This window comes from uncultured Draconibacterium sp., assembly GCF_913060805.1.
In the GTDB taxonomy this organism is placed as follows: Bacteria; Bacteroidota; Bacteroidia; order Bacteroidales; family Prolixibacteraceae; genus Draconibacterium.
The window spans coordinates 75,319-101,389 of sequence record NZ_CAJXTC010000020.1 but is presented as its reverse complement, the minus strand read 5'-3'; the positions used below and the strand labels follow the sequence as shown (position 1 = coordinate 101,389).

Here is a 26,071-nt window from a genome sequence, read left to right as displayed (position 1 = left end):
TGACCCTTTAAAAAGTGGAGGTTCATCAATACGTTGCATAAAAGATTAGACACAAGAGTTAGTACTAAAGAAACTTATACAATAAAAAATGGTTGCTAACAAATTGTAATATGGCAGGCGGGTTCCATCTCAGTTTGACAAGTCAAACCAGTGTTGCCAATCTCCTACGGTCTGACAGGATTTCTGTTGGAAATCCCGCCCCGACAACTTACAAGTGACCGTTACCAAGCCAAAACATCAACCTAAATAAATTAAAAATGAATAAAAAAATAGTAAAGGTAATTGGGATTATTGCACTAGTAATTATTGTAGTTGTATTAGCCGATTATGCCTTAGGCGAAATTTTAACCGGATGGAATAATCCCAAATAATCGACGTGCTGGCGGTGCACAATTGTATTGTGTTCTGTTAGAGAATAGCAAAAGTCCCTCTCTTCTGAAAGCTACCCTTTATACACAAATATTTTCCGCTTAATTTTCGAAAAAGGGCCTCCATATGAGGCGCCTGCCTACCGTCAGGCAGGCATGGCACGTTTCATTTTCAATATGCTTTTGCATTTGCGCCTTTTTTAATGCTTAACATTAACCCCGGGCGACACTTTCCGCCATCCGGCGGTTCGTTTGCCCGGGGCTAAATTAATTCGGACTTTCAGCCCTATTGTATAATTCTGGTGGATTGTAGTTTAAAAAAAGCGCTGAAAGTGCGGTTTGTTATAGCCCAGGGCAAAGTAATTCAACGAATTACGTCGCCCTGGGGCAGGATAATTAGATTTCAATCGTCCGGCGAAGAATAAATGATCGAAGCTAATTGGTACTTCCGGACGAAATTTAACGGCAACGTATAATGGGGCGTTTCCTAAAGAGAGGGAATGAGGGGGAGTTAGCTGAATGTTTTAGGCGCTAAGCGCATTCGACTTCTGCCCAACAATATATCCCATCTAAAAATTTCTATTCCCTGCAGTAAAAAAGGCTTGTTACAGTTTTGTAATACCACAATATCGAAAATATCGCTGCTGTAACACAGCTGTTTACGGCGTGTTGCCCGGAATAATTTAATCGTTTTGTAATAAATTTGTAATTCAGGTGTAATCGTGTTGCCACACTTTTGCCATCGTAAAACAGACAAAATTCAATCTTAAGTTATAAATGAAAAAAATGTCTTTACTGTTATTGGTGATTCTAGGATTCACGGTAACAGGATTTAGTCAGGAAAAAACCGAAGAGTTTAAACCAAATGGGAAACCACTAGCGTTGATTTTTACCAATTTTCATACTGCTTTTTCCGATGGCGAATCTGCCTCAGAGTTCGAAAACACCCGTGCTTATTTAGGTTATGAGTACAACTTTAGCGAAGATTTTTACGCCAAAGTTGTTTTCGATGTAGGCGATCCGAACGATGGCGGTGGCCACCAGTTGTCGGCATTTCTTAAAAATGCTTACGTGCAATATTCAAAAGATAACCTGAAGGCTTATTTCGGAATGATTTCAACTACTCAATTCAAAGTTTCTGAAAAACTATGGGGAAACCGTTACATGATGAAATCGTACCAGGATGAGTACAAATTCAACTCAAGCGCCGACCTTGGTTTTAACATCGATTACCAATTTGCCGATTTTATCAGTGCCGATTTTTCGGTGATCAACGGCGAAGGTTATAAGAAAATTCAGGGCGACGACTTGTTGCGCTACGGTGTGGGTACTACTATTAAGCCGGTTAAAAATGTACTGGCAAGAGTATTCGTTGACCAAACCGGCGATGAGGTAAAACAAAAATCGCTGGCTACTTTGTTGGCTTACACCAACGGAAAATTCACATTGGCCGGAGAGTATAACTACCAGTCGAACTACAAAATGGTAGACGGTCAGAATCATTACGGAACATCGTTTTACAGCTGGTACAAACCAACCAACAAGTGGAAACTGTTTGCCCGTTACGATGATCTGAATTCGGATAAAGTGGAAGGCGAAGCTGAAGCATGGAACATTAACAAAGATGGTCAGTTAATGATTGCCGGCGCTGAATATTCTCCTGTTAAAGGGGTGAAATTTACGCCAAACGTACGCTTTTTTAATCCTGATATGGTGGATGCAGAGAATGTTACTTTCCTGTATTTAAGTGCTGAGTTTAAATTTTAATCAGCCGCAGAAAACAGAAAACTTGAAATATTAAATAAATAAAGATGAAAAATTTAGCCCTACTGATTTTAACAGTATTTATTCTGGGAGCTTGCTCTAACTCGTCAAACAAACAAGGTGGAGAAAAAGCCGGAACTTCAAAAGTGACTTTAACAGCGGCGGGAGCAACGTTCCCGATGCCTTATTACAATATGGTTTTTAAGAACTATACATCAGAATTTGGTACACTGCTTACTTATGGCGGAATCGGTTCAGGCGGAGGTATCCGCAGTTTAACCGACAAAGTGGTTGACTTTGGTGCAACCGATGCTTATTTGAGCGATGCTAAACTGGCAGAAATGCCTGCTGAAGTGGTTCATATTCCAACGGTATTGGGTGCTGTTGTTATTGCATACAACCTTCCTGGTGTTGATGGCCTCAAACTATCGAACGAATTGCTGGAGAAAATTTTCATGGGTGAAATTACCAACTGGAACGATGCCGCAATTAAAGCCAACAACGAAGGTTTGGCACTTCCTGATATGGAAATCACTTTCGTTCACCGTTCGGATGGTAGCGGTACAACCTACATTTTCAGCGACTACATGACTAAGATCAGCACAAAATGGGCTGATGCTGTAGGAACAGGAAAATCGTTGCAATGGCCTGTTGGTATGGGTGCTAAAGGAAATCCGGGAGTAGCCGGTACCATTAGCCAAACCGAAGGAGCCATTGGTTACATCGGATCGGAATATGCTTTTGCTCAGAAAATTCAAACTGCACTGGTACAAAACAGCGCCGGTAACTATATCGAGCCATCAATTGCTTCGGTTAGTGCTGCTGCAAAAGGCGAGATTCCTGCCGATACACGTATCATGTTAACCAATTCTGCCGATCCTGAATCATACCCGATCAGCGGATTTACCTGGATTATTCTTTACAAAGAGCAAAACTACGACGGTCGCGCTAAAGATCAGGCGTTGGCAACAGTTACTTTCCTCGATTGGTTGGTAAGTGCCGATGCACAAGGTCAGGCCGAAAAAGTGCACTACGCACCGCTTCCTGATGCAGCTGCCGAAAAAGCCAAAGCGATTTTACGTTCGGTTACTTTCGATGGGCAACCATTGTTGAAATAGGCAAGTTTAGTTATAGAAGATCGATATAAATGGAACTGGGAAAGCTGCCGGAAAAGCAGTTTTCTCAGCTTCTCAAAGTCCACCAAATGAACAGCGATAAAATAACAAAAGGCGTTCTCCTGCTTTCTTCGTTCGTTATACTTTTTGTAGCCGGGGGAATGATCTTTTCGTTGGTTGAAGGTGCCATTCCGGCACTGAAAAGTTTTGGGCTGAGTTTTATTTGGTCGAACAACTGGAACCCAACCGAAGGGAAAGAGAACTACGGAGCGCTTCCATTTATTGCAGGAACCATCATTACATCGGTAGCTGCGCTGCTGATCAGCTTACCCTTATCCTTTTCAGTTTCATTGTTTCTGGGTGAATATTACCGCGGAACCCGAATTGCAAAAATACTGGGTACAATGGTTGATCTGCTGGCCGGAATTCCTTCGATTGTATACGGTTTGTGGGGATTTTATGTGCTTCGTCCGTTGCTTATCGATTTGGGATTACCTAACCAGGGATTTGGAATTTTCACCGCCAGTATCATTCTGGCAATTATGATTATTCCTTACGCCACTTCGCTAAGTAACGAGATTATTACCATGGTACCGAACGAGCTGAAAGAAGCAGCATATTCGCTTGGAGCTACCCGCTCGGAAGTGATTTTTAATGTGGTTGTGCCATCGGCACGATCGGGAATTATTGCCGGTTACATTTTGTCTTTCGGGCGTGCATTGGGCGAAACCATGGCAGTAACCATGTTAATTGGTAACGCCAATATCGTTCCCGATGGATTTTTCAGCACCGGAAATACTATGGCCTCGGTAATTGCCAACCAGTTTGGCGAAGCCGATGGTTTAAAACTCAGCTCTTTGATTGCTATAGGTTTATTGTTGTTCCTGATAACCGGAATAATAAATGCCATTGGTAAATACATTATAAAACGAATGGGATAAGATGAATTCTGCAGCAAAAATAACAGCGGCAAACCTCAGCCGAAGAACCTTGAAAGACAAGCTTTTCAAAGGGCTGGTGCTCTTTTTGTCGCTCATCACCATTTCGCCGATTGTATTGATTATTTACAAATTGGTAGAAAAGGGGTATCGTCAGATTAGTCTGGATTTTATTATAAAAACACCTCCGAACACTTTCGAGGCAATGACAGCACTGAGCAATGGCGAGCTCATTCCCGGAGGTATTGCAAACGGAATTACAGGAACCTTGTTAATGGTGGTTTTGGCTTCGGTTATTGCCATTCCGGTTGGTGTTATTACTGGCATTTACCTGTATGAGAATCCGGGAAAACCATTGGCAAACCTTACCCGAAATATTTCGGATATTTTGCAGGGTGTTCCTTCAATCGTGCTGGGACTTATTGCTTATATGTGGATTGTAAAACCCATTACAAGTGGTTTCTCGGCCCTGGCAGGTAGTGTGTCCTTATCGATAATGATGTTGCCAATGATTGTGCGCTCAACCGAGGAAACGCTGAAAATGATTCCGCAATCGATTAAAGAAGCAGCTGTAGCTTTGGGTGTGCCGTATTACAAAGTAATTTTGCGCGTGCTCATTCCAACCGGATTTAGCGGTTTGCTAACAGGTATTCTACTGGGTATTTCGCGTATTCTTGGAGAAACAGCACCATTAATGCTTACAGCGCTGGGAAGTTCAGTAATTAATCTAGACATAACAAAACCAACAAGTGCAGTGCCACTGCTGATCTGGGAGTTTTACAACGACCCGAATATGGTTGACCTGATCTGGAGCTCATCATTATTACTGATGGGAATGGTATTGACCCTGAACCTGGTATCGAAACGAATAGCTGCCCGAACGAAATAGTTAAGAAGATAATGAAAGAAGATAGTGTAAATATAAAAGATCCTGTACTTTCTATCCGCAATCTGTCGGTTGCCTACGATAAAGGGAATTACGCTGTAAAGGATGTTTCGGCCGATATTAAACGAAACTCGGTAACAGCAATTATGGGCCCGTCGGGATGTGGAAAAAGTACCATGTTGCGTGCCATTAACCGCATGCACGAGTTGTACGAAAACATCGAGACAAAAGGATCGCTCATTTTAAACGGCAAGGATATTACCGACATGCCAACCATTCAATTACGCCGTATGGCCGGTATGGTGTTTCAACGTCCGAATCCGTTCCCGACATTGAGCATTTACGACAACGTAATTGCCGGCTACAAACTAAACGGCATTCGTTTAAAGAAAAAAGAACGCGACGAAGTGGTAGAACGCTCGTTGCGCGACGTTACCCTTTGGGACGAGGTAAAAGATACATTGCATAAAAAAGGAACATTCCTTTCCGGTGGTCAGCAACAACGACTTTGTATTGCAAGGGCGCTGGCGTTCGATCCGGAAGTAATTTTGCTCGACGAACCAACCTCGGCACTCGATCCTGTGGCAACTTCAAAAATTGAAGATTTGCTGGTAAAGTTAAAAGAGAATTATTCGATACTGATGGTGACACACAATATGTCGCAGGCAGCTCGAATCTCTGATTATTCAATGTTTATGTACCTCGGCGAGTTGGTAGAATACGGTAAAACAAAAGATATGTTTACCAACCCGAAAGACCGTCGTACAGAAGAATACCTGACCGGAAAATTCGGTTAATTTTTTTAACTTCATTAAAATTCCAATATCATGACTTTAAGAAAGGATGATGCCATAAAAGCGATAATGAGCGATTTTGAAGAGTTTGCCAACCTGGTGCTTCACCAGCTCGATTTGTTGGAGACGCTCATTTCAACAGGCGAAACAAAATTTCCGAAGGAGAAAAGCAAAGAGTTGTACGACAACGAGAAAACGCTGGATAAGCTTGAAGTTAAAATTAGCGACAAGATTATTAATACCATTACTTTATACCAGCCGGTAGCTTCCGATATCCGGAAAATTATGGCTTGTTATCGTATTATTATCAGCCTCGAGCGGGTTGGCGATATGGTTATTAATGTGCTAAGCTTTGTTGAAAGCATTAAAACCCCCGAAGTGTACACCAAACTTTCGGAGGTGGTTTCAAACATGCTTATCCAAAGTGCCAATATGGTTAACAAATCGTTGCTGGCATTTACCAACGACGATAAGGATTATGCAATCTGGACGATAAAAAACGATGCTGTGGTTGATGAGCTCAATAAAAAAATGTTGAAAAAGGCCATCAAAAAGAGCACGTCCTCGAACGAAGATAAAGAACTACTGATTAGTTTTATTAACATGAACAGTATGGTTAACACCATCGAACGCATTGCCGATCAGGCTACTAATATTGCAGAGGCCGCTATTTATTCCATCGAAGGCAAAGATATACGACATAAAGACCTGAAGTAAGGTTATTTTTATGAAGGATAATGTATTTTTAGTATCCTGAATGTTAGAGTGAAAATTATTTATCATGGGATCAAATCCAAAAATATTAGTTGTTGACGACGAGAAAGATTTATGTGAAATTTTAGAGTTCAATTTAACAAGCGAAGGTTTCGAAACGTCAGTGGCGCATTCGGCCGAGCAGGCTTTAAAACTGCCCCTTGAAGAATATGACTTGATTTTGCTTGATGTAATGATGGGGGAAATGTCGGGGTACAAAATGGCCGATAAAATTAGAAGGGAACTACAGCTCACACTGCCCATTATTTTTATGACCGCCAAAACTGCCGAAAACGATATCCTAACCGGTTTTAACGTTGGTGGCGACGACTACATTTCAAAACCATTTTCGATTAAAGAAATGGTAGCGCGTATTAAAGCCGTGCTGAAACGAGGCCGTCAAAACATAAAACAAAGCAAGGTTTACAAAGTGGAAAGCCTTGAGGTGGATGCCAACAGTAAAACCGTGCAGATTGATGACGAACCCATTAGTTTGACCCGGAAAGAATTTGAAATAATAACACTCTTGCTAAAACACCAGGGACAATACATTGGCCGAAATGAAATACTCGACCGCGTTTGGAACGACGATGTAATTGTTACCGAGCGAAACGTTGATGTAAACATTGCAAGACTTAGGAAAAAGATTGGCAAATACGGCCAATACATAAAAGGAAAATCAGGTTATGGTTATGCATTTAAGCAGCCATAAACCACCAATAAACAGATTTTAATATAAATAATTAAAACAATACAAGGTGCCGATTCAGCAGACATTCAGACGGAAAATCTTTTACTACTTTATAGCGGTATTTTTATCGTTTACAGTAGCAATATTGTTGTTTCAGTTGCAGCGCGAGAAAAATTACAAAACTTCGCAGCTGGAAAATACATTGCGTAATGTTACCGAGGTAGCCCATAACTACATCGAACATTACAACTTGATGAAAACGCAAAACTTTAGCAGTGCAGATACCCTAAAAGTTCTGATACCGCAAGACAATATACGTTTGACTATTATCGACAAGCGGGGTATTGTTTTGTACGACAGTTTTGTGTACGAATACAAAAAAATGGAAAACCATTTCGAGCGTCCCGAAGTGCAAAAAGCATTGTTCGGTGGCGAGGGGGCCAATATTCGTCATTCGGCAACTACCGGAACCGACTTTTATTATTACGCCCGGAATTACGACGATTATTTTGTGCGCGCTGCAATGGTGTACGATGTAAACGTAGAGAATTTCCTGAAAGCCGAGCGTTTGTTCATCTTTTTTATCATCGCCATTTTCTTAATAATCTGGCTGGTAATTAATGAGCTTACCAAACGTCTTTCCATATCGATTACCAAATTGAAGGACTTTGCCATCAAGGCCGGGAAGAACGAACCGATAAACGAAGAAGAAGGCCGCTTCCCTGATAATGAATTGGGAGAGATTGGTTCGCAAATTGTAAAAATTTACAATAACCTGCACGAGGCCAACAATTCGATTGCGCTTGAGAAAGACCGCCTGGCCAATCACATGAATATTCTGAATGAAGGGATAGGATTTTTTACGCCACAAAAGGAGAAGATGCTGGTAAATAGTAACTTCATTCAGTTTGTAAGCATAATCTCCGATACGCTGACCATTTCGGCAGAGAACTTTTTCACTATTCCGGAGTTTGAAAAGATCAATAAGTTTTTGGAAAAAAATCTGCACAAAGACACGGTGTTCCAAAGTAACGAGTTGCCACAAATCGAGTTCACGATTCATAAAGACGATAGTTACTTTAAACTGATGTGTATTGTATTTGCCGATAAGAGTTTCGAGATTCTGATTACTGATATTACCCGGCCGGAAAAACGCCGCTTGTTAAAACAGCAGTTAACATCGAACATTGCACATGAGCTAAAAACGCCGCTGGCATCAATTAAAGGATATATTGAAACACTGATGTCGAATCCGGATATCGACAAAGCAAAACAGCAGTACTTTATTGAACGAGCCAGCCGACAGGCAGAAAGACTGAACCTGCTTCTGAACGACATTTCTTTACTGAATAACATTGAGGATGCCGGCGAATTATTCGAAATTAAACCGGTGCATATAAAAGGTATTGTATCGGATGTGGTGGAGAACCTGGAGAGCAGAATGGCTGCCAAAAATATTAAGTGTAAACTCGATATTGACAAAGATGTGGTAGTAAACGGAAACGACTCGCTGCTTTCATCGGTGTTCCAAAACTTGTTGGAGAACTCGATCAATTATGCCGGAGAGGATATAAAAATTGAGATTCGAAATTACCTGGAGGATACAAACTTCCATTATTTCAGTTATTCGGATACCGGAGTTGGAATTCCGGAAGAACACCTCAACCGTATTTTTGAACGTTTCTATCGTATCGATTCCGGACGTACCCGCGAACTTGGCGGAACAGGCCTGGGGCTGTCGATTGTTAGAAACGCCATCCAGCTGCATAAAGGAAATATCTCGGCCCGTAATAAACCCGATGGAGGTGTCGAGTTCCTGTTCTCGCTGGCAAAACAGTAGATTCCGAGCGAATAGTAAAACGCCAAAATTGATAAACAAAAGGCTTCCGGTAGTATCCGGAGGCCTTTTTTTGTGGAAGGCTATTTTGAATTTAAACAATTGATTTTTTCTGTGCCGCTTTTAATTGGAGTTCTTTTAATTTTCGTCCGGAACAACCATCAGCGTTGATCAACTTTCTTCGCCGGACGATGTACATAACAACCTTTAACCCGGGGCGACGTAATTCAAAGAATTACTCTGCCCCGGGCTAAAGTATCACGCACTTTCAGCGCTTTAAATAAGGAGCCCCAAGGGGGCGAAAGTCAATAACCCGGTGCGACTGACGGCAGTCAGGAAGCGCCGGGAAAAAGAATGATAAAGATCTCGTCCGGCGAAGAAAGTGGGATAGAGATCGTTCGTACTCCCGGACGAAAATGAACCAGAGCTTGTGTAGAGAGGGTAAATTAGTACAAGGATTAAGATTCGAAATCACTTATTGCAATACGATTTCACGAATTCTCCGATAATTACAAAACCATTAAAACAATGTAATACAAGTTTAAATAGTCTTTAATTCGCCTGTAACATATATCGGGTTGCTTTGCCTCTGTAAATTCTATGAGTTTATAGTTAAACACTGCAACTTTTAAAATATATGAAACGATTTTTTATTAGCATACTTTTGCTAATTCACGTATTAATGGTCACAGCCCAAACCGGGACAATTAAAGGGACTGTAACCGACGCCAAAACAAAAGAGGCCCTAATCGGGACCACTGTCTTAATCAAAGGAACAACACAAGGAACAATTACCGATTTCGATGGAAATTACGTAATCCCAAATGTAGCAGTTGGTAGCCATACCATCGCTGTTTCTTTTATTTCGTACGATACACAGGAATTCCAGGTTGAAGTAAAACCAGACAATAACGTTGAATTGAATGTAGCGTTATTGCCGGCAACACTCGAAATCGAAGGAGTTCAGGTGGTAGCAAAAGCCAAGCGCGAATCGGAAGCCATGTTGCTTATCGATCAGAAAAATGCCTCGGGTATTAAAGAGAGTATCGGATCGAAACGGATGTCGAGCCTTGGTGTTTCTGATGCGGCTACGGCTACATCAAAAATTACCGGTGTTACCAAAAACGAAGGTAGCGGCGATATTTACATTCGTGGTTTGGGCGACCGCTATTTAACTACAACGATGAACGGATTGCCAATTCCGTCGGATGATGTGGAAAAGAAAAACATCAATCTGAACCTGTTCTCAACAGACATTATTGGTAATGTGGGAATCAACAAAACCTTTTCGGTTGACACTTACGGCGACCAGTCGTCGGGAGCAGTGAATATCGGTTCGAAAACCTATTCTGAAGATATTGAATTGGAAGTATCAACCGGAACATCAACCAATATTATTAAAGATGGAACATTCGGCGATTTTAAAGCCACGCAAAACATCAACGATGTAAACTTATTTGGTGGTTACAGCCGCACTTATGCCACCGGCGACGCTTTAAAATACCAAAGCTGGAACACCGAGGATCAGAAATTTCCATTAAACCGTGGCTTGTCGTTAATGGGTGGTAAGAAGTTCGAGTTGTTTGATAACGATTTCTCAGTATTTGCAACACTTTCGCACTCAAACGATTTTGAATACCGCACCGGTACTTACCGTAAATACCGCTCGAACGTATTAGATAACTCGTTTACCGATGCCGAAACATTTCAAACCGAATTCAACACTACCGGTTTGCTAAACCTGGCTTACGATATTAATACAAAACATAGTTTGAATTTCAACAGTATGGTGATTTTCAAAACGGTTGATGAGTTGTACGAACAAGGTAGAAATGGTGAAGGATACGCATACGACCAGTTGCCGCAACAAGAGGCTGCTTTTACCCGCGACCAGAACCTGAAAGAAACGCAGATTATAATTAACCAGTTACTCGGAACACACGAAATTACCGATAACAACCGCCTGGAATGGGCAGTTGGTTACAATTTGGTTGACGCCGGCGAGCCAAACCGCATTCATAACGAAGTGAATATGCTGGATGAAAATACAGTTGGTTTTGCTTATGTAGGCGACTTCCAGCAAAAAAAGTCGATGCAAACCATTAGCGACGACGAACTGAACGGTTACCTGAAAGACAACATCACTTTTATTGATGAAGATGATAAAACACTGAAACTGAATTTCGGTGGTAACTTCCGGATGAAAGGACGTGATTTCTACTCGCTGCCTTACGGAGTTCGCGCTAAAAACGTAACCGTGCAGTCGATCGACAATATGGATGAGGCATTCCTGAATCTTGATTTGTATGACAGCGGAGACTTAAGAATTCGCGAAGTAGATCCTGATTATTACGATGCAACATTAAATGTATACGCTGGATTTTTAAACGTTGATTTCGGGAAAAATAAATTAAGCGGTAATGTTGGAGTACGTTACGAACGCGATGATTTAGAGGTGAACTGGAATGTAACCAACTATGTAGGAAGAGTTGGTAGCCTTAAAGAATCGTACGATAATATTTTGCCTGCGTTGGTGCTAAAATACCAGGCTAACGACAAACACTCGCTGCGTTTAGTAGCCAGTAAAACAATTACACTTCCTGAGTTTAAAGAATTAGCGCCCTTTGAATATGTTTCCCCAACCGGCCGTGTAACAAAAGGTAATCCCGACCTGATAAAATCCGACAACTATAACTTCGACCTGAAATGGGAATTTTTCCCTGATCGCGGCGAGTTGTTCTCGGTTACCGGTTTCTACAAAATGATCAACGATCCGATCAACATGGCACAAACACGGGGATCGTCGGGTAACTTTTACTTTGCCAATACCGGTGAACGTGCCGACGTTTACGGAGTGGAAGCAGAAGCTCGTTTCGATATTATTAAAGCCGAAACTACCGGAACGCCTGATTTGAATATGACACTGAACGCTACTAAAATGTGGCACAACCAGGATCTGTACGATATTTTTCAATACAACAGTAAAACCGAAACTGAATTACAGGGAGCTGCCGGATTTATTTTTAACGGTGCTTTAAGTTATTCAACCAATACGGATAATGAGTTTCAGGCCACTTTAACCGGTAACTATTCTTCGGATAAAATTCTGGCATTGGGTGCACCTGAAGACTTTGTAAACAGTGCAACGCTGTTCAATAACGAAATTATAGAGAAAGGATTTACTACGCTGGATTTTGTAGCGAGCAAAGTGATAAACAAAACATTCTCGGTGAAATTTTCGGCGAAAAACCTGCTAAATCCTGAAATCAAACAAACACAAGAGATTAAGCCTTTGTCGGGCGAAGCGTTTACCGATGTGGTAAACTCTTACAAAAAAGGTATCAACCTAAGTTTAAGTCTCAAAATAAATCTGAATTAAAAAAATTAGTGGAACGTATAATTTAAACGATTTTAAAATGAAAAAATTAACAATCAAATTTTTAGGTCTTGCTTTATTAGCAACAGCAGTTTTTGTAAGCTGTAGCGATGATGATCCTGTAACTCCTCCAACTCCTGACGTTGATGAGGTGATCGCGAATCTTGAAAGTGGTGTAATGAACGGAACCCTGGAAGAAGATTACACATTAAGCGCGAGCATGGCGTACGATCTTAGCGGTTCGTTTATTGTTGCCGACGGTGCAACACTTACTATTCCAGCCGGAACTAACATTGTTGCCGAAGCGGGTGGTACAGATGTTTACCTTGCTGTATTAATGGGTGGTAAAATCGAAATCAACGGTACTGCAAGCAGCCCTGTTATTATGTCTTCGCCAAATGCCAATCCTGGCGACTGGGGTGGTTTGACCATTTGTGGTAGAGCAACAACTACTGCCGGAGCAAATTCAGAAGCTGAAGTAGGTGGTTTTATCTACGGTGGCGACGATGATGCTGATAACTCAGGAACAGTTACTTACCTGGTTATTAAAGGAACCGGTGCGCAAATTAACGAAGAATCGCAATACAATGGTGTTTCTTGCTATGCACTGGGTTCAGGAACAACTATGAATAACATCGCTGTAATCAATGGTTCTGATGATGGTATCGAGTTCTTCGGTGGAACTGTTTCAGTAACAAACATGTTCCTGCAAAACAACGAAGACGACGCTATCGACTGGACAGAAGGTTGGAGCGGAACAGTAAACAATGCTTACGTTGAGCATACTATCGAAGGTTTCTCAACTGTAATCGAAGGCGATAAAGACAACAACAACCCAAAAATCAACAACCTTACAGCTGTTTCAACAACTGGTGGTACTGCTTTGCAGTTCAAAAAAGAGTCAGGAATGACTATCACAGGTTTGTCGTTAAGCGGTTACGCAACTACTATCGATATGAAAGACGATGGCCCGTTGGCTAACGTAATTATCGATGGCGAAGAAGCTGACCCAACAAAATCATACAATGCACCTGCAACTGTTGATCCAACACAATGGACATGGATTGATGCAGAATTGGCAGAAATTGTAGAACTGAATGGAAACATTGATTCAGATGTTACTCTTGATGCAAGCAAAACTTACCGTTTAACCGGTTCGTACATTGTTCAGGATGGTGCTTCATTGACAATTCCCGCAGGTACAAAAATTCACGCCGACAATGGTGGTACTGATGTTTACATCGCAGTATTGATGGGTGGACAAATTTTTATCAACGGTACTGAAACTGATCCTGTTGTTATTGCTTCAGACTTAAGCCAGCCGGGCGACTGGGGTGGTTTAACAATCTGTGGTAAAGCAACAACTACTGCCGGCGAAAATGCAGAAGCTGAAGTTGGTGGATTTATCTACGGTGGAACTGACGATACGGATAATTCAGGTTCGGTAACTAACCTTGTAATTCGCGGAACCGGTGCTCAAATCAACGAAGAATCACAATACAACGGTGTTTCATTGTACTCTGTTGGATCGGGAACAACTTTCGAAAACCTTGCAATTTTCGACGGATCGGATGATGGTATCGAATTCTTTGGTGGTACTGCAACTGTAACTAATATTTATGTAGAAAACTGCGAAGACGACGCTATCGACTGGACTGAAGGTTGGAGCGGTGGAATTACCAATACCTACGTATCGCACACTATTGCAGGTTTCTCAACTGTATTCGAAGGCGATAAAGACAACAATAATCCTGTATTTACCAATGTAACTGCTATTTCAACTGTTGACGGAACAGGATTGCAGTTCAAAAAAGAATCGGGAGCTACAATAACCAACTTGCATATGGAAGGTTATGCAATCGACCTGGATATGAAAGACGGTGGTGCTTTATCGAACGTACAAATTGATGGTGCTGATCCTGATGTAACTTTAATGGATGGCGAAACCAGCAAATACACACTGAATTCAGGTAAAGATGCTGATGCCATCGACATCTCAGGATGGACATGGATCAACGGCGAATTATAAGATCTTGATAATGTATTTAAACGACAATCAAAAAGAGGTTTATAAAGCATTAACAATGCAGTGTTTATTAAAGTCGGTCTAAAAACCGATTTTAAAAGCTCCGGATTTATTCCGGGGCTTTCCTCTTATTGAGTTCACACAAATTAGAATGAAGAAATTATTGGTTTTAGTTGGATTTTTGGCTTTGATAACCACTGCATCGAAAGCACAAAAAATTGAAGAAATCGATGGAATTTATTACAAGAATTCCAAAAAGTTTACCGGAACTTACCTCGGCTATTACGACGATAATACGCTGCAAAGCGAGGTAAAAGTTAAAGATGGTGAGAAACACGGAAAAGCAACCATTTATTTTAAAAACGGGCATGTTAACGAAATACGTTCGTACAAACACAACCAGATGCATGGCAAATGGGTGATGTATAACGAGCACGGAATTAAAGTGTCGGTTGCACGTTACAAAAACGGCAAAAAGAATGGTAAATGGGTAATTTGGAACGACTACGGGCATTTGTTGTACGAACTAGAATATGATGATGGCGAAAAGACCGGAGTCTGGAAGAAATACGACGAGCAAGGTAACCTGATTAGCGAGCGAAAATATTAGTCGGTTTGCAGCACAAAGAAAAAACGGATTTAATTAAACTGTAATATTTGTGTAACCGCGCCGTAATTGTCATCCTGTATTTTTGTACTACAAGTTCGACAAAACAAAAAATGAATATTATGAAAAAGGTACTAATTGCAGCATTACTTGTTATTTCAGTTTTAGCAGTAAATGCAAAAGAAGACGATAACAAATCGAAAAGTACTGATACCGAAAGCCAGGCAACAATGGTAGTTTCAGGTTCTATTGCCGACGAATTATCAGGGGAGTCGCTTGTAGGTGTTGAAGTAAAGTTGGAAGGAACCGACATGAAAGCTTACACCGATTTCGACGGAAATTTCTCGTTTGCAGGTGTTAAGCCGGGAGAATATAAGATCGTTACAACTTACATTTCTTACGAGAAAAAATCGGAAGTTGTAAATGTAGAAGCTAACAAAGACAATATTAAAATAAAGCTGCAATCTTCTAACTAAAGGTTGTGGTAACTTAAGATTGAATCCGCCTCTGAGAGCAGAGGCGGTTTTTGTCGTTTTAATATTTACCGGAAATAGAGTGTTAAGTTAAGCCCGTGAATTAGCAATATGCTAACTATATACCATCCGTCGGTTGACGGGTGGTTTTTTTTTGCCTTTAGAGATTTAGGATTTCTCGTCTTGACTTCACTTTCAGTTTTGAAAATATACTGTTAACATGAGATTTTACTGTACTAAGGCTAATATTTAACTCATCGGATATTTCTTTGTTTGATTTGCCTTTTTGAAGCATGGTGAAAATATTTCTTTCCTGGACTGTTAAATCGCGAATTGGATTTAGTGATTTTGTTATTACTCGTTTTTGAATAAAATACATTAAAATGATTCCAAGTATAAATCCAAAAATCATAGAAACATAGGAAAGGTTACGATCGGTTTTTACCGGAATCTTTTTTCTGAATTCATCAAAATAAGTAGACTTTTCTTGTTTCCATTTCTTAATGAAACTAACATAGAAATCAGTATTAGTTGTTTGATGTGATTCGAAATTGCTTTTATAAATGGCATATAATGCTACCAGCGGGTAAGAACAGGAATCGGCAAACTGGCGAAGCTTTTCGTCTAAGGCGTTTTCCATTAGTTCTCGTTTTAAAGGAGATCCGTTAAAATTGGTTGTGTCAATAAAAAACACCATTTTATCGACTTCATCTAATTTTTGGCTTCGAGGTGAATTTTTTATCTCAACGTTTCCGAAAATACTTTCGGAATCATTCTTTTTAATGAAGATATCAGATTGTTTATTTGCAAGCAGAAACATATGATTTTCATCGTTCCCGCCAATGATAAGCGATGCCGGAGGATCGCCTTTTTTCGAAATATGCAGGCGATATAAATAATATTCATCGGGAAGGTAATTGGTCGTGAACGAGAAATTACCATTCTCATCAATTTCTGCCCGGTCGATAATCATTTGGTTCGACATGGCATTTAATTGGTCGAATCCGGGAATCAACGAAAGATATATAACCCGGCTCCAGGTGGAATCTAAGCTAAGTTCTCCTGATATTTGAGATTGGGCAAATAATTGGCTAGATATCAGTAGAGAACAAATACTGACAAATAATAATCGACTATTAAAATATTGCATTGTCGACTAGTTGTTGGAAGTTTTGATCACATCTTGAGAAAATTCGATTGAAACCTTTCCCACAGCATTTTTAGGTATTATTTTAATTTTCCAATCACCTAATTCCGGATTGTCAATAAGTTTGGTTATTTGTCCATTGACGGTTTCTTGCGCGTGGTCTGATTGTATCTCGCAGCCGACAGAAAAATTCCCCTGCTTTTTCCCATTTGGATTATAAATTTCAATGGTTACTTCACCACCCCGGACAAGACTGTTAATTCTGAGATTAAATCGGCATTCTTTTTCATTCATTTCAATTTTTACCTCCCTGATTTGTGATTCATCTTTTAATTCAATGTTTCTGTGAATACCGAAACTTGTTCTTTCCTGGGCTGAGGCAAAAATTGTAAGAAATAAGAAAAGAGAAGTAATTGTGAAAGTGGTTAGAATTGATTTTTTCATGATTTAATTTTTAATGGATTTGACGAAACAAATCTACCGGAAGCAAGTTATTCAGTTAAATTTTTTTGGTTTGAAATAAGAACGAAGAAAGTTGGAAAAAATGATGAGGAACCTCAAATTCTTGTACTTTTCAACCGATGATAATATTTTATACAAAAGAATGTTACATTTTGTAACTTACATTTTGTAACTCGCAAAGCTTAAATTTGAACCATGATCTGCATTAATTTAAAAAACAACAATCCTTTTTTCTGTCTGGCTACTGAAGAGTACCTGCTAAAAAATTTCGACGATGATATTTTTATGCTTTGGCAAAGCGATAAAACTGTTGTGGTTGGTAAACACCAAAACGCGCTGGGCGAGGTAAATTACCGCTACGTGCGCGAGAATGATATTACTGTTGCGCGTCGTATTTCAGGTGGAGGAACCGTTTATCACGATGCCGGAAATGTAAATTTTGCCTTTATCAAAAATGTAAAAAGTCCGGCTGAGATTTCGTTTAAACAGTTTACCGAGCCGGTTGTGGAGGCACTGGCCCAACTGGATATTGAAGCCACAACATCGGGCAGAAACGATTTGCTGATAGAAGGTTTGAAGATATCGGGAAATGCCGAGCACGTTTTTAAAAACCGTGTGTTGCACCATGGTACTTTGTTGTTCAACTCCGATCTGGAGAATCTGGGAAATAGCATAAAAGTTATTCCCGGAAAATACACCAGCAAAGCAGTGCAATCGAACCGAAGCAAAGTGGCCAATATATCTCCATTCTTAAAAAATGAAATGGACATCGAAACATTTATCGATTTTATGATTGGTGTGCAATTGAAAAAAGACGGAGCCAAAAGTTATACGATTACTGCTGAAGATGAGGACGCGATAAATAAGCTGGTTGACGAAAAATTTACAACCTGGAACTGGCGTTGGGGTTACTCGCCAAAATATTCGTTTACCAATAAGGTTGAAATTGATGGCCGGACACTTGAAATCTATCTCGAAGTAAAGAAGGGACATATTGAAAATGCAAATCTGCAGGGCAATTATTTTGTTGAACCTTACACCACCGAGTTATCAGCTTTATTGCTTGGCAAACAACACTTTTACGAGGATATTCGCGACGTTTTAAAGACAGACAATGAAGAGTTGATTTACGTATTCTTCTAAAATGTCCACTTTCATAGCAAAATGGCTGAAGTTTAATTCTTGATATAGAAAATTACTTGACCGTTTAATCGAAGTGCAACATTTTTAAACATAAGTACAAGGTCAACCTCGTGCATTTTAATATCTTGAGCTATCAAAAATCACGTGTCATGGCTAGCTCATATTTTCGTCTTTTCTGCATATTTTTTCTCTTTACGTTTTTAAGCTCAACGGTATCTGCGGAGGATTCCGACACCTTAAAAATCAGCAATAACGATTTTATTATCCATGCCAAAAAGTATGGTTTATCCGAGTTGAGAAAGACGGGCGATATTTATCCCACAAATTATATCAGTAGAAGGGGGCAGTTTGGAGATATCACGGTTCGGTATATTCATAACACAAAACTCGATTCAATCCGGGCGTCGTTAAATGGGTGTACAAAAATTCAAAAAGACGGTGAAACCGTTTATTACTGGAGCTATTGTGATAAATCGCAAAAAGTCCTGAAACTAGAGCAGGATTTTGTGCTGGAAGACGGGCAGTTGGTCTGGACGATAAAATTAGAGAACACTGCAGAGTCGGCTATTCGAATTGAAGATTTGGTAATTCCGCTTGCTTATCAAAGTCCATATGGCGAAAATCCCAAGCAGATATTTGAGATGAGCGCCATCAAACACCATCATATTGCCGGCGATAATTCATTCTTTTATTTTGAGCGCCCAACGGGAGCAGCGCCTTATCTGGTTATGGTTCCGCAACAAGGTACCTCGCTCGAATACTGGACAACCGCATCGCAAGTTCGTGCCGAAAGAGGTATTTTTAAAGCATTTATCCATTCGTCATACACCGGAAATAAGGAAGAACGCGGAACGTGGAGACAATACCATACTTCGGAATTAATTCAGCCCAACAAAACCCGGACCTATGGATTTAAATTTCGCTGGGCTGATGATTACGAACAGATTCGCAATATTTTGGTTGATGCGGGATTGATCGATGTGCAAGTAATGCCGGGAATGACAGTGCCTTCCAACCTAAATGCAAAAATTTCTTTGCGCACCAAACAGGCGATTAACAGCATTGAACCCGAATTTGGAGGAGACGAAACCAATATAAAACTGGTAGATCAGAAGGATAACGAAACTAATATTTACGAGATAAAGTTTAATCACCTGGGTGAAAATAAACTGGTCATTAATTATGGCGATAACCTGAGAACGCAATTGGAGTTTTTCGTTACCGAACCGCTGGAGACCTTGTATAAAAAGCGTGCTGCTTTTCTTGTAAATCGTCAGCAACATCGCGATTCTACAAAATGGTACGACGGATTATTTGGCGTTTACGATATGAAAAATGCCGAATTGCGTGGCCCTGATAATGCCGATTACCTCGACACAAGTCGTTTAGAATACATCCTTACCTGCGACGATCCGGGTTTGTGTAAAGCTCCGTTTCTTGCATCGAAAAATGTAGTTTATCCAAACAAAAAGGAGATTGAAGCCATTGAATATTACATCAAAAATTTTGTTTGGGGAGGCCTGCAGCGAACCGATGAGGAAGAACCTTATCCTTATGGTGTTTATGGCACGCCAAACTGGTTGGTTAACCGCGACCAGAAAGCCCGCGAAGCAAAAACCGAAGACAAGAATCGCTTTAAAATGCATGTGTGGCGATCCTACGATTATCCGCACATTATGATGATGTATTATCACATGTACCAGATCGCGACCATGTATCCGCAGCTCACAAAATTTCGCGATGCCGATGGTTATCTGAAACTGGCTAAGGAAACGGCGAAAGCCTATTTTATTTACCCTTACGAAATTCTACCCTGGTACGAAACCTACAAATGGGGATGCTACAATGAGCTCCTTATTCCCGAGCTGATTGAAGTGTTGGATGAAAAAGGGTTTACAGACGACGCCTCGTTTTTACGAAGCGAGTGGGAAAAGAAAGTGAAGTATTTTGTTTATGATGATGAGTACCCGTTTCGATCGGAATATGCGGTGGATGCCACTGCTTTTGAGTCGAGTTATGCGCTGGCAAAATACGGCGTGCTGAATGAAATGCAACCTGATTCGAATTTGTGGTTCGATAAAAATTACAAACGTTGGTATTCGCATCCTGATGTGAAAAAGGAAGATGCTGCCGATTTTATGGAGCGCCAAAACGAAGCAAACATTGCGCAGAGGGGAAGCATTGAGCCGATGTACTACTATCTGGGAAGCGATTACCGGGGAAGAAGTGATAAATATGTGCTTGATTATATGGCACAAATGGGCGGCTGGTCGATATTGGATTATGGCTTGTATTTTTCCGATTCTCCCGCAGCCAACATTCGTTTGGGTTACCAGTCGTATTTAAGTTCGTTTGCCCTGATCAATTCAGGAACACCGGAAACAAATTACGGATTCTGGTTTCCGGGAAAAGAAAATGACGGAGCGTCTGGCTGGGCATTTGAGCCACAAAAATATGCTCAAAACTGGATGCAGAAAACACAGGGCAGAGGTCCCTGGTCATACGATGGCGAGATTGATCTCGGCTATTGCGGAGCTTTGCGAACTGCAGCAACAATCGTTTCCAACGATGAAATATTTGGGATAGTGGCCTACGGAGGCGACCTGAAAAAAGAAGGCGATAAATACAGCGTAATCCCAAAAGACGGTTTGCGCCAGAAACTGTATTTCCGCGATAATGATCGAAAATTTGATGTTATTCTGAAACGGGATGGTTTTCAGAAAGATCAAGCTGTTCAATTTGATCAAGATGGATCTAGTATCGAGTTTTTTGTAGAAAATCGTAGCGGCGATGAGCACGAGCTTTCGCTTGAATTAAATGGTTTAACGGGCGATTATCTTATTGAAGCCGGAGAAAACTGGTCGGAGACAGTGAATCTGAATGAACATGCTGTTTTGAGTTTGCCCATTTCAAAGGAGTCATCTACCCGAATAAGAATACATAAGAAATAGTTTTTATAGATTAATTTGGTTTGGAATTTTTAAATGAAAAGCGCACTGCTGTTTTGCAGTGCGCTCATTCTACTATTCTAATCTTCCAATATTCCTATTTTGGCAAAGGATAACCGTCCAGCTTTTTCAGGTTCGCTGCAATTTCTGATTCCGGATATTCGTAATCGTGCAATTCGCCACCTAAGTATTTGTTGTAACCAACAAGGTCCATCAATCCATGTCCGCTGAAGTTGAAAAGGATTGTTTTCTCTTTTCCTTCTTCTTTGGCTTTTTTTGCCTCGCGGATAGTAGCAGCAATGGCGTGTGTTGTTTCCGGAGCAGGAATAATACCTTCAGTTTTGGCAAACAACAAACCGGCCTCGAAACATTCGCTTTGGTGAACAGCAATTGCATCCATTAAACCATCTTTTAAGGCAGCACTTACCAGCGGAGCCATTCCGTGGTAACGCAAACCACCGGCGTGAATTGGTGCAGGGATAAAGTTGTGTCCCAAGCTATTCATCGCTAACAGCGGAGTCATTTGTGCCACATCGCCGTTATCGTAAATAAACGGAGCTTTTGTTAAAGTCGGACAACTAAATGGTTCGGCTCCGATAATCTGGATGTCGGCACCATGAATTTTGTCGTACATAAACGGGAACGAAAGTCCGGCGAAGTTACTTCCGCCACCACAGCAGCCAATAACTACATCCGGATTCTTAATACCCACTTTAGCCAATTGTTTCTTAGCCTCCAAACCAATGATAGTTTGGTGCAACATTACGTGGTTCAGCACAGAACCCAATGAATAGCGGGTACCGCCGGTAGGATCGGTAACTGCAGCTTCAACAGCTTCCGAAATGGCAATTCCCAAACTTCCTGGAGTATCAGGAAACTGAGCTAAAATATCGCGACCGGCTTGTGTTTCGGTACTCGGACTTGCAATACAGTTGCCGCCCCAGGTTTCCATCATCATCTTGCGGAAAGGTTTCTGATCGAAACTTACGCGCACCATAAAAACCTTACACTCGATTCCGCCAATTTGTGCACAGGCATAAGAAAGGGCAGATCCCCACTGACCGGCACCGGTTTCGGTGGTTAGTTTTTTAATTCCAAACTCTTTGTTGTACCAGGCTTGCGCCACGGCAGTATTTGGTTTATGACTACCGGCCGGCGAAACACCTTCGTTTTTGTAATATATTTTTGCCGGAGTTCCAAGCGCTTCCTCCAGTTCGTAAGCACGAATTAATGGACTTGGCCGCCATTGCACCAGAATTTCGCGAATTCCTTCAGGAATGTCGATCCAGCGTTCCTGGCTCACTTCCTGCTCAATCAGGTTCATTGGAAAAACCGGAGCCAGCATTTCCGGCCCCACAGGATTCCCGTCAGGGCCAAGTGGCGGATTCAACGGCGATGGAAGATCGGGGGCCAGGTTGTACCATTGTTTTGGCATTTCCGATTCGTCAAGAAAAATCTTCTTTTGTCTAGTCATGATTTGTTATTTTATTGGTTTATGTATACAGTTAAGAGATTCCTCACTACGTTCGGAATGACAAGCTTATTTAGGAGCGAGGAGTTTTGCAGGCGGAATACCGCCTGCAAAACTCCCAGAACACAACACAAAGTGTCATTCCGAGTAAAGCGAGGAATCTTTTCCTTTTATATTATCAATTTAAAACACAAAAAGGGACTTGCCCTACGAATACGACAAATCCCTTTTCAGTTTATAACAGAAAAATATGCAGCATCCCGTGTTTCCATTTTCACGTTACGCCAGTGCCATTCTTTTCCGTATAAATTATTTATGTACATCTCTTTATCTGTCAGTACGTAAAGCTAATTAATATTTCTTTTTGAAAAAATATTTCAGATTCTTTAACGCTTGCTGAGTGCATAGAGATTGGGATTTTATTGGATTTGAATGTCTGCAATAATCACAATCAATACGTCACCCTGAACTTGTTTCAGGGTCTTCTTCTCAAATAGCTTGTAATTAGATGTGAAGATGCTGATCCGTCAACTGACGGGCTACTTACTAAACTTGACATAAAAGGGATATTTTTATTGGATATTTCATTTGCCCGGGCGGGCAAAATTTTCAACTTTTGTGCTCAAATAATTTCACGATGAAGAAAACAAATGCTGCCCGTTTACTTGACAGCAAAAAGATAGCATACGAGTTGGTTGAATACCACGTTGATGAAGCGGATTTAAGTGCTACTCATGTTGCCGAATCGTTGGGGCAGAATGTTGAGCAGGTTTTTAAAACCCTGGTTTTACGAGGAAAGAAAACAGGTGTTTTTGTAGCTGTAATTCCCGGAGCTGCTGAGCTAAACTTGAAGAAGGCGGCAAAAATATCAGGAAATAAAAGCGTGGAAATGGTGCTGATGAAAGAATTGCTGGCGCTCACCGGATACATTCGTGGTGCCTGTTCGCCAATGGGAATGAAAAAACCATACCCGATCTTTATTCACGAAACCTGTTTGAATTTCGAATCAATTTATGTGAGTGCCGGGAAACGCGGTATGCAGATAAAAATCAATCCAAAAGATCTGATTGCCTGTACCGGAGCACAGCTTTCCGACCTGATTGATTAGCGATTTTCTCAATGAAGAGTTACTTTTTCTACCCCTCGCCCTGTGGGAGCTCCCCTCAAGCGGGGAGCAAGCAATGAATATTCTTTCTGCTTGACATCAAAGCTTCCTTCTTTTCCTTTCAAATGTTTCCCCTTGTAAGGGGAAATGGCGACAGCCAAAGGGGTAAAGATAACCATGTCAATCAATGTAGTTACCCCAATTTTTTACTAAACAACGATGATTCAAAGCCAATACCGCTTCTTCAGTATTAATTTTTAGACCGTAACGAATTTTATTTTTTTACTTTCCCCACGAATCTCTATTTTTGCACTCACTTAAAAATCAGATGGCTTTGCGCTTTGCGCACAACACCATATAAAAAACAGATAATGAATAAACCGACAGTTGTAAGCGGTATACGACCGACAGGATATTTGCACCTCGGAAACTACTTTGGAGCCGTGCAGAATTTCTTAAAAATGCAGGACGATTTTAACTGCTACTTTTTTATTGCTGATATTCACTCGCTGACTACGCATCCAACGCCTGAGAATTTGCAGTCGGGTGTGCGCCAGGTGCTTGCGGAATATTTGGCCTGTGGTATCGATCCTGAGAAATCAACGATATTCATTCAGAGCGATGTTCCGGAGGTTTCGGAATTGTATGCTTTATTGAATATGAATGCCTATTTGGGCGAGCTGGAACGTACAACGTCGTTTAAAGATAAAGCCCGTCAGAATCCGGATAACGTAAATGCCGGATTGTTGACTTACCCGGTTTTAATGGCTTCGGATATTATTATTCACAAAGCGCATTTTGTACCGGTTGGAAAAGATCAGGAGCAAAACCTTGAAATGGCGCGTAAATTTGCCAAACGTTTTAACCGCATGTACAAATCTGAAGTATTTCCAATTCCACGCCCGTATACTTTTGGTGGTGGCGACATGATCAAAGTTCCGGGATTGGACGGCAGCGGTAAAATGGGGAAATCGGAAGGTAATGCCATTAACCTTTACGAAGATCCAAAATCGATTCGCAAGAAAGTGATGCGTGCTGTTACCGATTCGGGCCCAACAGAAATGAATCAGGAGAAACCGGAAGCTATTCAGAACCTGTTTACGCTTATGGATATTGTTTCTACGCCAGATACTGTGGCGCATTTCGATGAATTGTACAACAAGTGCGAAATTCGTTACGGCGATCTGAAAAAACAATTGGCAGAGGATATTATTGCCTACACATCGCCAATCCGCGAGCGTATTATTGAAATTCTGAAAGACGACGCTTACTTGGCAAAAGTGGCTAAAATGGGTGCTGAAAAAGCTCAGGAATCGGCTGCGAAAACTTTGCAGGAAGTGAAGGATGTAATCGGATTTAAGAAGTTATTTTAGAAACCATAGAACGTCATTCCGAACTTGTTTCGGAATCTTTTTAAAAGCAGATACTGAATCAAGTTCAGCATGACGATTCATTACAATCAAAATGAGTATAGAAAGAGAATTGCAAAAACGCACTTCGGTTTGTGAATTATGCGGATCGGAAGATAACCTGGGAGTATTTACCGTGCCGCCGGCAACACAGGAAAGCGAAAAAGACAGCATTTATATTTGTGCAACCTGCTCTGGTCAGATCAATGATCCGGAGACAATGGATGCCAACCACTGGCGCTGTTTGAATGACAGCATGTGGAGCACCGTTCCTGCTGTTCAGGTAGTAGCCTGGAGAATGTTAAACCGACTGAAAGCTGAAGGTTGGCCACAAGACCTGCTTGATATGCTTTACCTAGACGAAGAAACACAGGAGTGGGCAGAAGCAACCGGCGAGGGAATTGATCCGGATGATGTGGTAAAACACCTCGATAGCAACGGTGCAGTTTTACAGGCCGGCGATACTGTTGTTCTGATTAAAGACCTGAACGTAAAAGGTGGTGGATTTACAGCAAAACGAGGAACTGCCGTTCGTAATATTTCACTGGTACACGATAACCCTGAACATATTGAGGGAAAAGTGAATGGCCAGCAGATCGTTATTCTTACACAGTATGTGAAGAAGAACTAGCAAGAATTTATTCTAAATAAGAAGAGATGCCATCTTTATTTACGTTATGTGGAAAGATGGCATCTTTGTTTTTGGAGAGTGATAGCCTCACTTTGAGTGAGACCATCACCTTATTTCCTTGAATTGA

At 41.0% G+C, this 26,071-nt stretch carries 20 protein-coding genes; 17 read left to right on the top strand and 3 right to left on the bottom strand.

The genetic code is table 11. The annotated features are described in order from the left end of the window. The first annotated feature begins 1,154 nt into the window (after nt 1-1,154). From QZ576_RS13555 to QZ576_RS13500, 12 genes are all read left to right on the top strand, one after another. Nucleotides 1,155-2,135, top strand: a complete 981-nt coding sequence (locus QZ576_RS13555; RefSeq protein WP_297098054.1) for a hypothetical protein — start codon at nt 1,155-1,157, stop codon at nt 2,133-2,135. Nucleotides 2,136-2,179: 44 nt separating this feature from the next. Then, entirely contained in the window at nt 2,180-3,250 is a 1,071-nt protein-coding gene (gene pstS / locus QZ576_RS13550; protein WP_297098052.1) for a phosphate ABC transporter substrate-binding protein PstS, read from the top strand. Between the two features lie 86 nt (nt 3,251-3,336). Next, nucleotides 3,337-4,188 (top strand): phosphate ABC transporter permease subunit PstC, encoded by an 852-nt coding sequence (gene pstC, locus QZ576_RS13545; RefSeq protein ID WP_297098050.1) that lies wholly within the window; start codon nt 3,337-3,339, stop codon nt 4,186-4,188. Nucleotide 4,189: 1 nt separating this feature from the next. Then, nucleotides 4,190-5,074 (top strand): phosphate ABC transporter permease PstA, encoded by an 885-nt coding sequence (gene pstA / locus QZ576_RS13540; RefSeq protein WP_297098048.1) that lies wholly within the window; start codon nt 4,190-4,192, stop codon nt 5,072-5,074. 11 nt (nt 5,075-5,085) lie between these two features. Next, nucleotides 5,086-5,868, top strand: coding sequence for a phosphate ABC transporter ATP-binding protein PstB (gene pstB, locus QZ576_RS13535; RefSeq protein ID WP_297098046.1), 783 nt, complete (start codon nt 5,086-5,088; stop codon nt 5,866-5,868). A 30-nt stretch (nt 5,869-5,898) separates the two neighbouring features. Then, nucleotides 5,899-6,582 (top strand): phosphate uptake regulator PhoU, encoded by a 684-nt coding sequence (locus QZ576_RS13530; protein ID WP_297098044.1) that lies wholly within the window; start codon nt 5,899-5,901, stop codon nt 6,580-6,582. Between the two features lie 64 nt (nt 6,583-6,646). After that, on the top strand, nt 6,647-7,330 hold the full coding sequence (locus QZ576_RS13525) for a response regulator transcription factor (protein WP_297098042.1): 684 nt from the start codon (nt 6,647-6,649) through the stop codon (nt 7,328-7,330). A 46-nt stretch (nt 7,331-7,376) separates the two neighbouring features. Next, entirely contained in the window at nt 7,377-9,149 is a 1,773-nt protein-coding gene (locus tag QZ576_RS13520; RefSeq protein WP_297098040.1) for an ATP-binding protein, read from the top strand. 634 nt (nt 9,150-9,783) lie between these two features. Continuing rightward, nucleotides 9,784-12,525, top strand: a complete 2,742-nt coding sequence (locus tag QZ576_RS13515) for a TonB-dependent receptor (RefSeq protein ID WP_297098038.1) — start codon at nt 9,784-9,786, stop codon at nt 12,523-12,525. Between the two features lie 37 nt (nt 12,526-12,562). Next, on the top strand, nt 12,563-14,551 hold the full coding sequence (locus QZ576_RS13510) for a hypothetical protein (protein ID WP_297098037.1): 1,989 nt from the start codon (nt 12,563-12,565) through the stop codon (nt 14,549-14,551). 148 nt (nt 14,552-14,699) lie between these two features. Next, a complete protein-coding gene (locus tag QZ576_RS13505; protein WP_297098035.1) occupies nt 14,700-15,158 on the top strand; it encodes a toxin-antitoxin system YwqK family antitoxin in 459 nt (152 codons plus the stop codon). A 119-nt stretch (nt 15,159-15,277) separates the two neighbouring features. Next, complete coding sequence (locus tag QZ576_RS13500; protein ID WP_297098033.1) at nt 15,278-15,631, top strand: carboxypeptidase-like regulatory domain-containing protein; 354 nt, start codon at nt 15,278-15,280, stop codon at nt 15,629-15,631. Nucleotides 15,632-15,788: 157 nt separating this feature from the next. Here QZ576_RS13500 and QZ576_RS13495 read toward each other — a convergent pair whose 3' ends face one another. Then, nucleotides 15,789-16,613 (bottom strand): helix-turn-helix transcriptional regulator, encoded by an 825-nt coding sequence (locus QZ576_RS13495; protein WP_297098031.1) that lies wholly within the window; start codon nt 16,611-16,613, stop codon nt 15,789-15,791. 171 nt (nt 16,614-16,784) lie between these two features. Continuing rightward, nucleotides 16,785-17,219: a hypothetical protein gene (locus QZ576_RS13490; protein ID WP_297098029.1), complete on the bottom strand. Its 435-nt coding sequence runs from the start codon at nt 17,217-17,219 to the stop codon at nt 16,785-16,787. Nucleotides 17,220-17,432: 213 nt separating this feature from the next. Here QZ576_RS13490 and QZ576_RS13485 point away from each other — a divergent pair, with 213 nt between their 5' ends. Next, nucleotides 17,433-18,380 carry a lipoate--protein ligase gene (locus tag QZ576_RS13485; RefSeq protein ID WP_297098027.1) on the top strand — a complete coding sequence of 316 codons (948 nt, stop codon included), beginning with the start codon at nt 17,433-17,435 and terminating at the stop codon, nt 18,378-18,380. A 149-nt stretch (nt 18,381-18,529) separates the two neighbouring features. Continuing rightward, nucleotides 18,530-21,331: a DUF5695 domain-containing protein gene (locus QZ576_RS13480; protein WP_297098026.1), complete on the top strand. Its 2,802-nt coding sequence runs from the start codon at nt 18,530-18,532 to the stop codon at nt 21,329-21,331. Between the two features lie 94 nt (nt 21,332-21,425). On the opposite strand, the gene QZ576_RS13475 is transcribed toward QZ576_RS13480, so the two are convergent. Further along, a complete protein-coding gene (locus QZ576_RS13475; protein ID WP_297098023.1) occupies nt 21,426-22,802 on the bottom strand; it encodes a TrpB-like pyridoxal phosphate-dependent enzyme in 1,377 nt (458 codons plus the stop codon). A gap of 634 nt (nt 22,803-23,436) precedes the next feature. On the opposite strand from QZ576_RS13475, the gene ybaK reads away from it, so the two are divergent. The 3 genes from ybaK (at nt 23,437) to QZ576_RS13460 (ending at nt 25,944) form a co-directional block, all read left to right on the top strand. Further along, entirely contained in the window at nt 23,437-23,907 is a 471-nt protein-coding gene (gene ybaK, locus QZ576_RS13470) for a Cys-tRNA(Pro) deacylase (protein WP_297098021.1), read from the top strand. A gap of 368 nt (nt 23,908-24,275) precedes the next feature. Next, a complete protein-coding gene (gene trpS / locus QZ576_RS13465) occupies nt 24,276-25,277 on the top strand; it encodes a tryptophan--tRNA ligase (protein ID WP_297098019.1) in 1,002 nt (333 codons plus the stop codon). Nucleotides 25,278-25,368: 91 nt separating this feature from the next. Further along, on the top strand, nt 25,369-25,944 hold the full coding sequence (locus tag QZ576_RS13460; protein WP_297098017.1) for an alkylphosphonate utilization protein: 576 nt from the start codon (nt 25,369-25,371) through the stop codon (nt 25,942-25,944). The last annotated feature ends 127 nt before the right edge of the window (nt 25,945-26,071 follow it).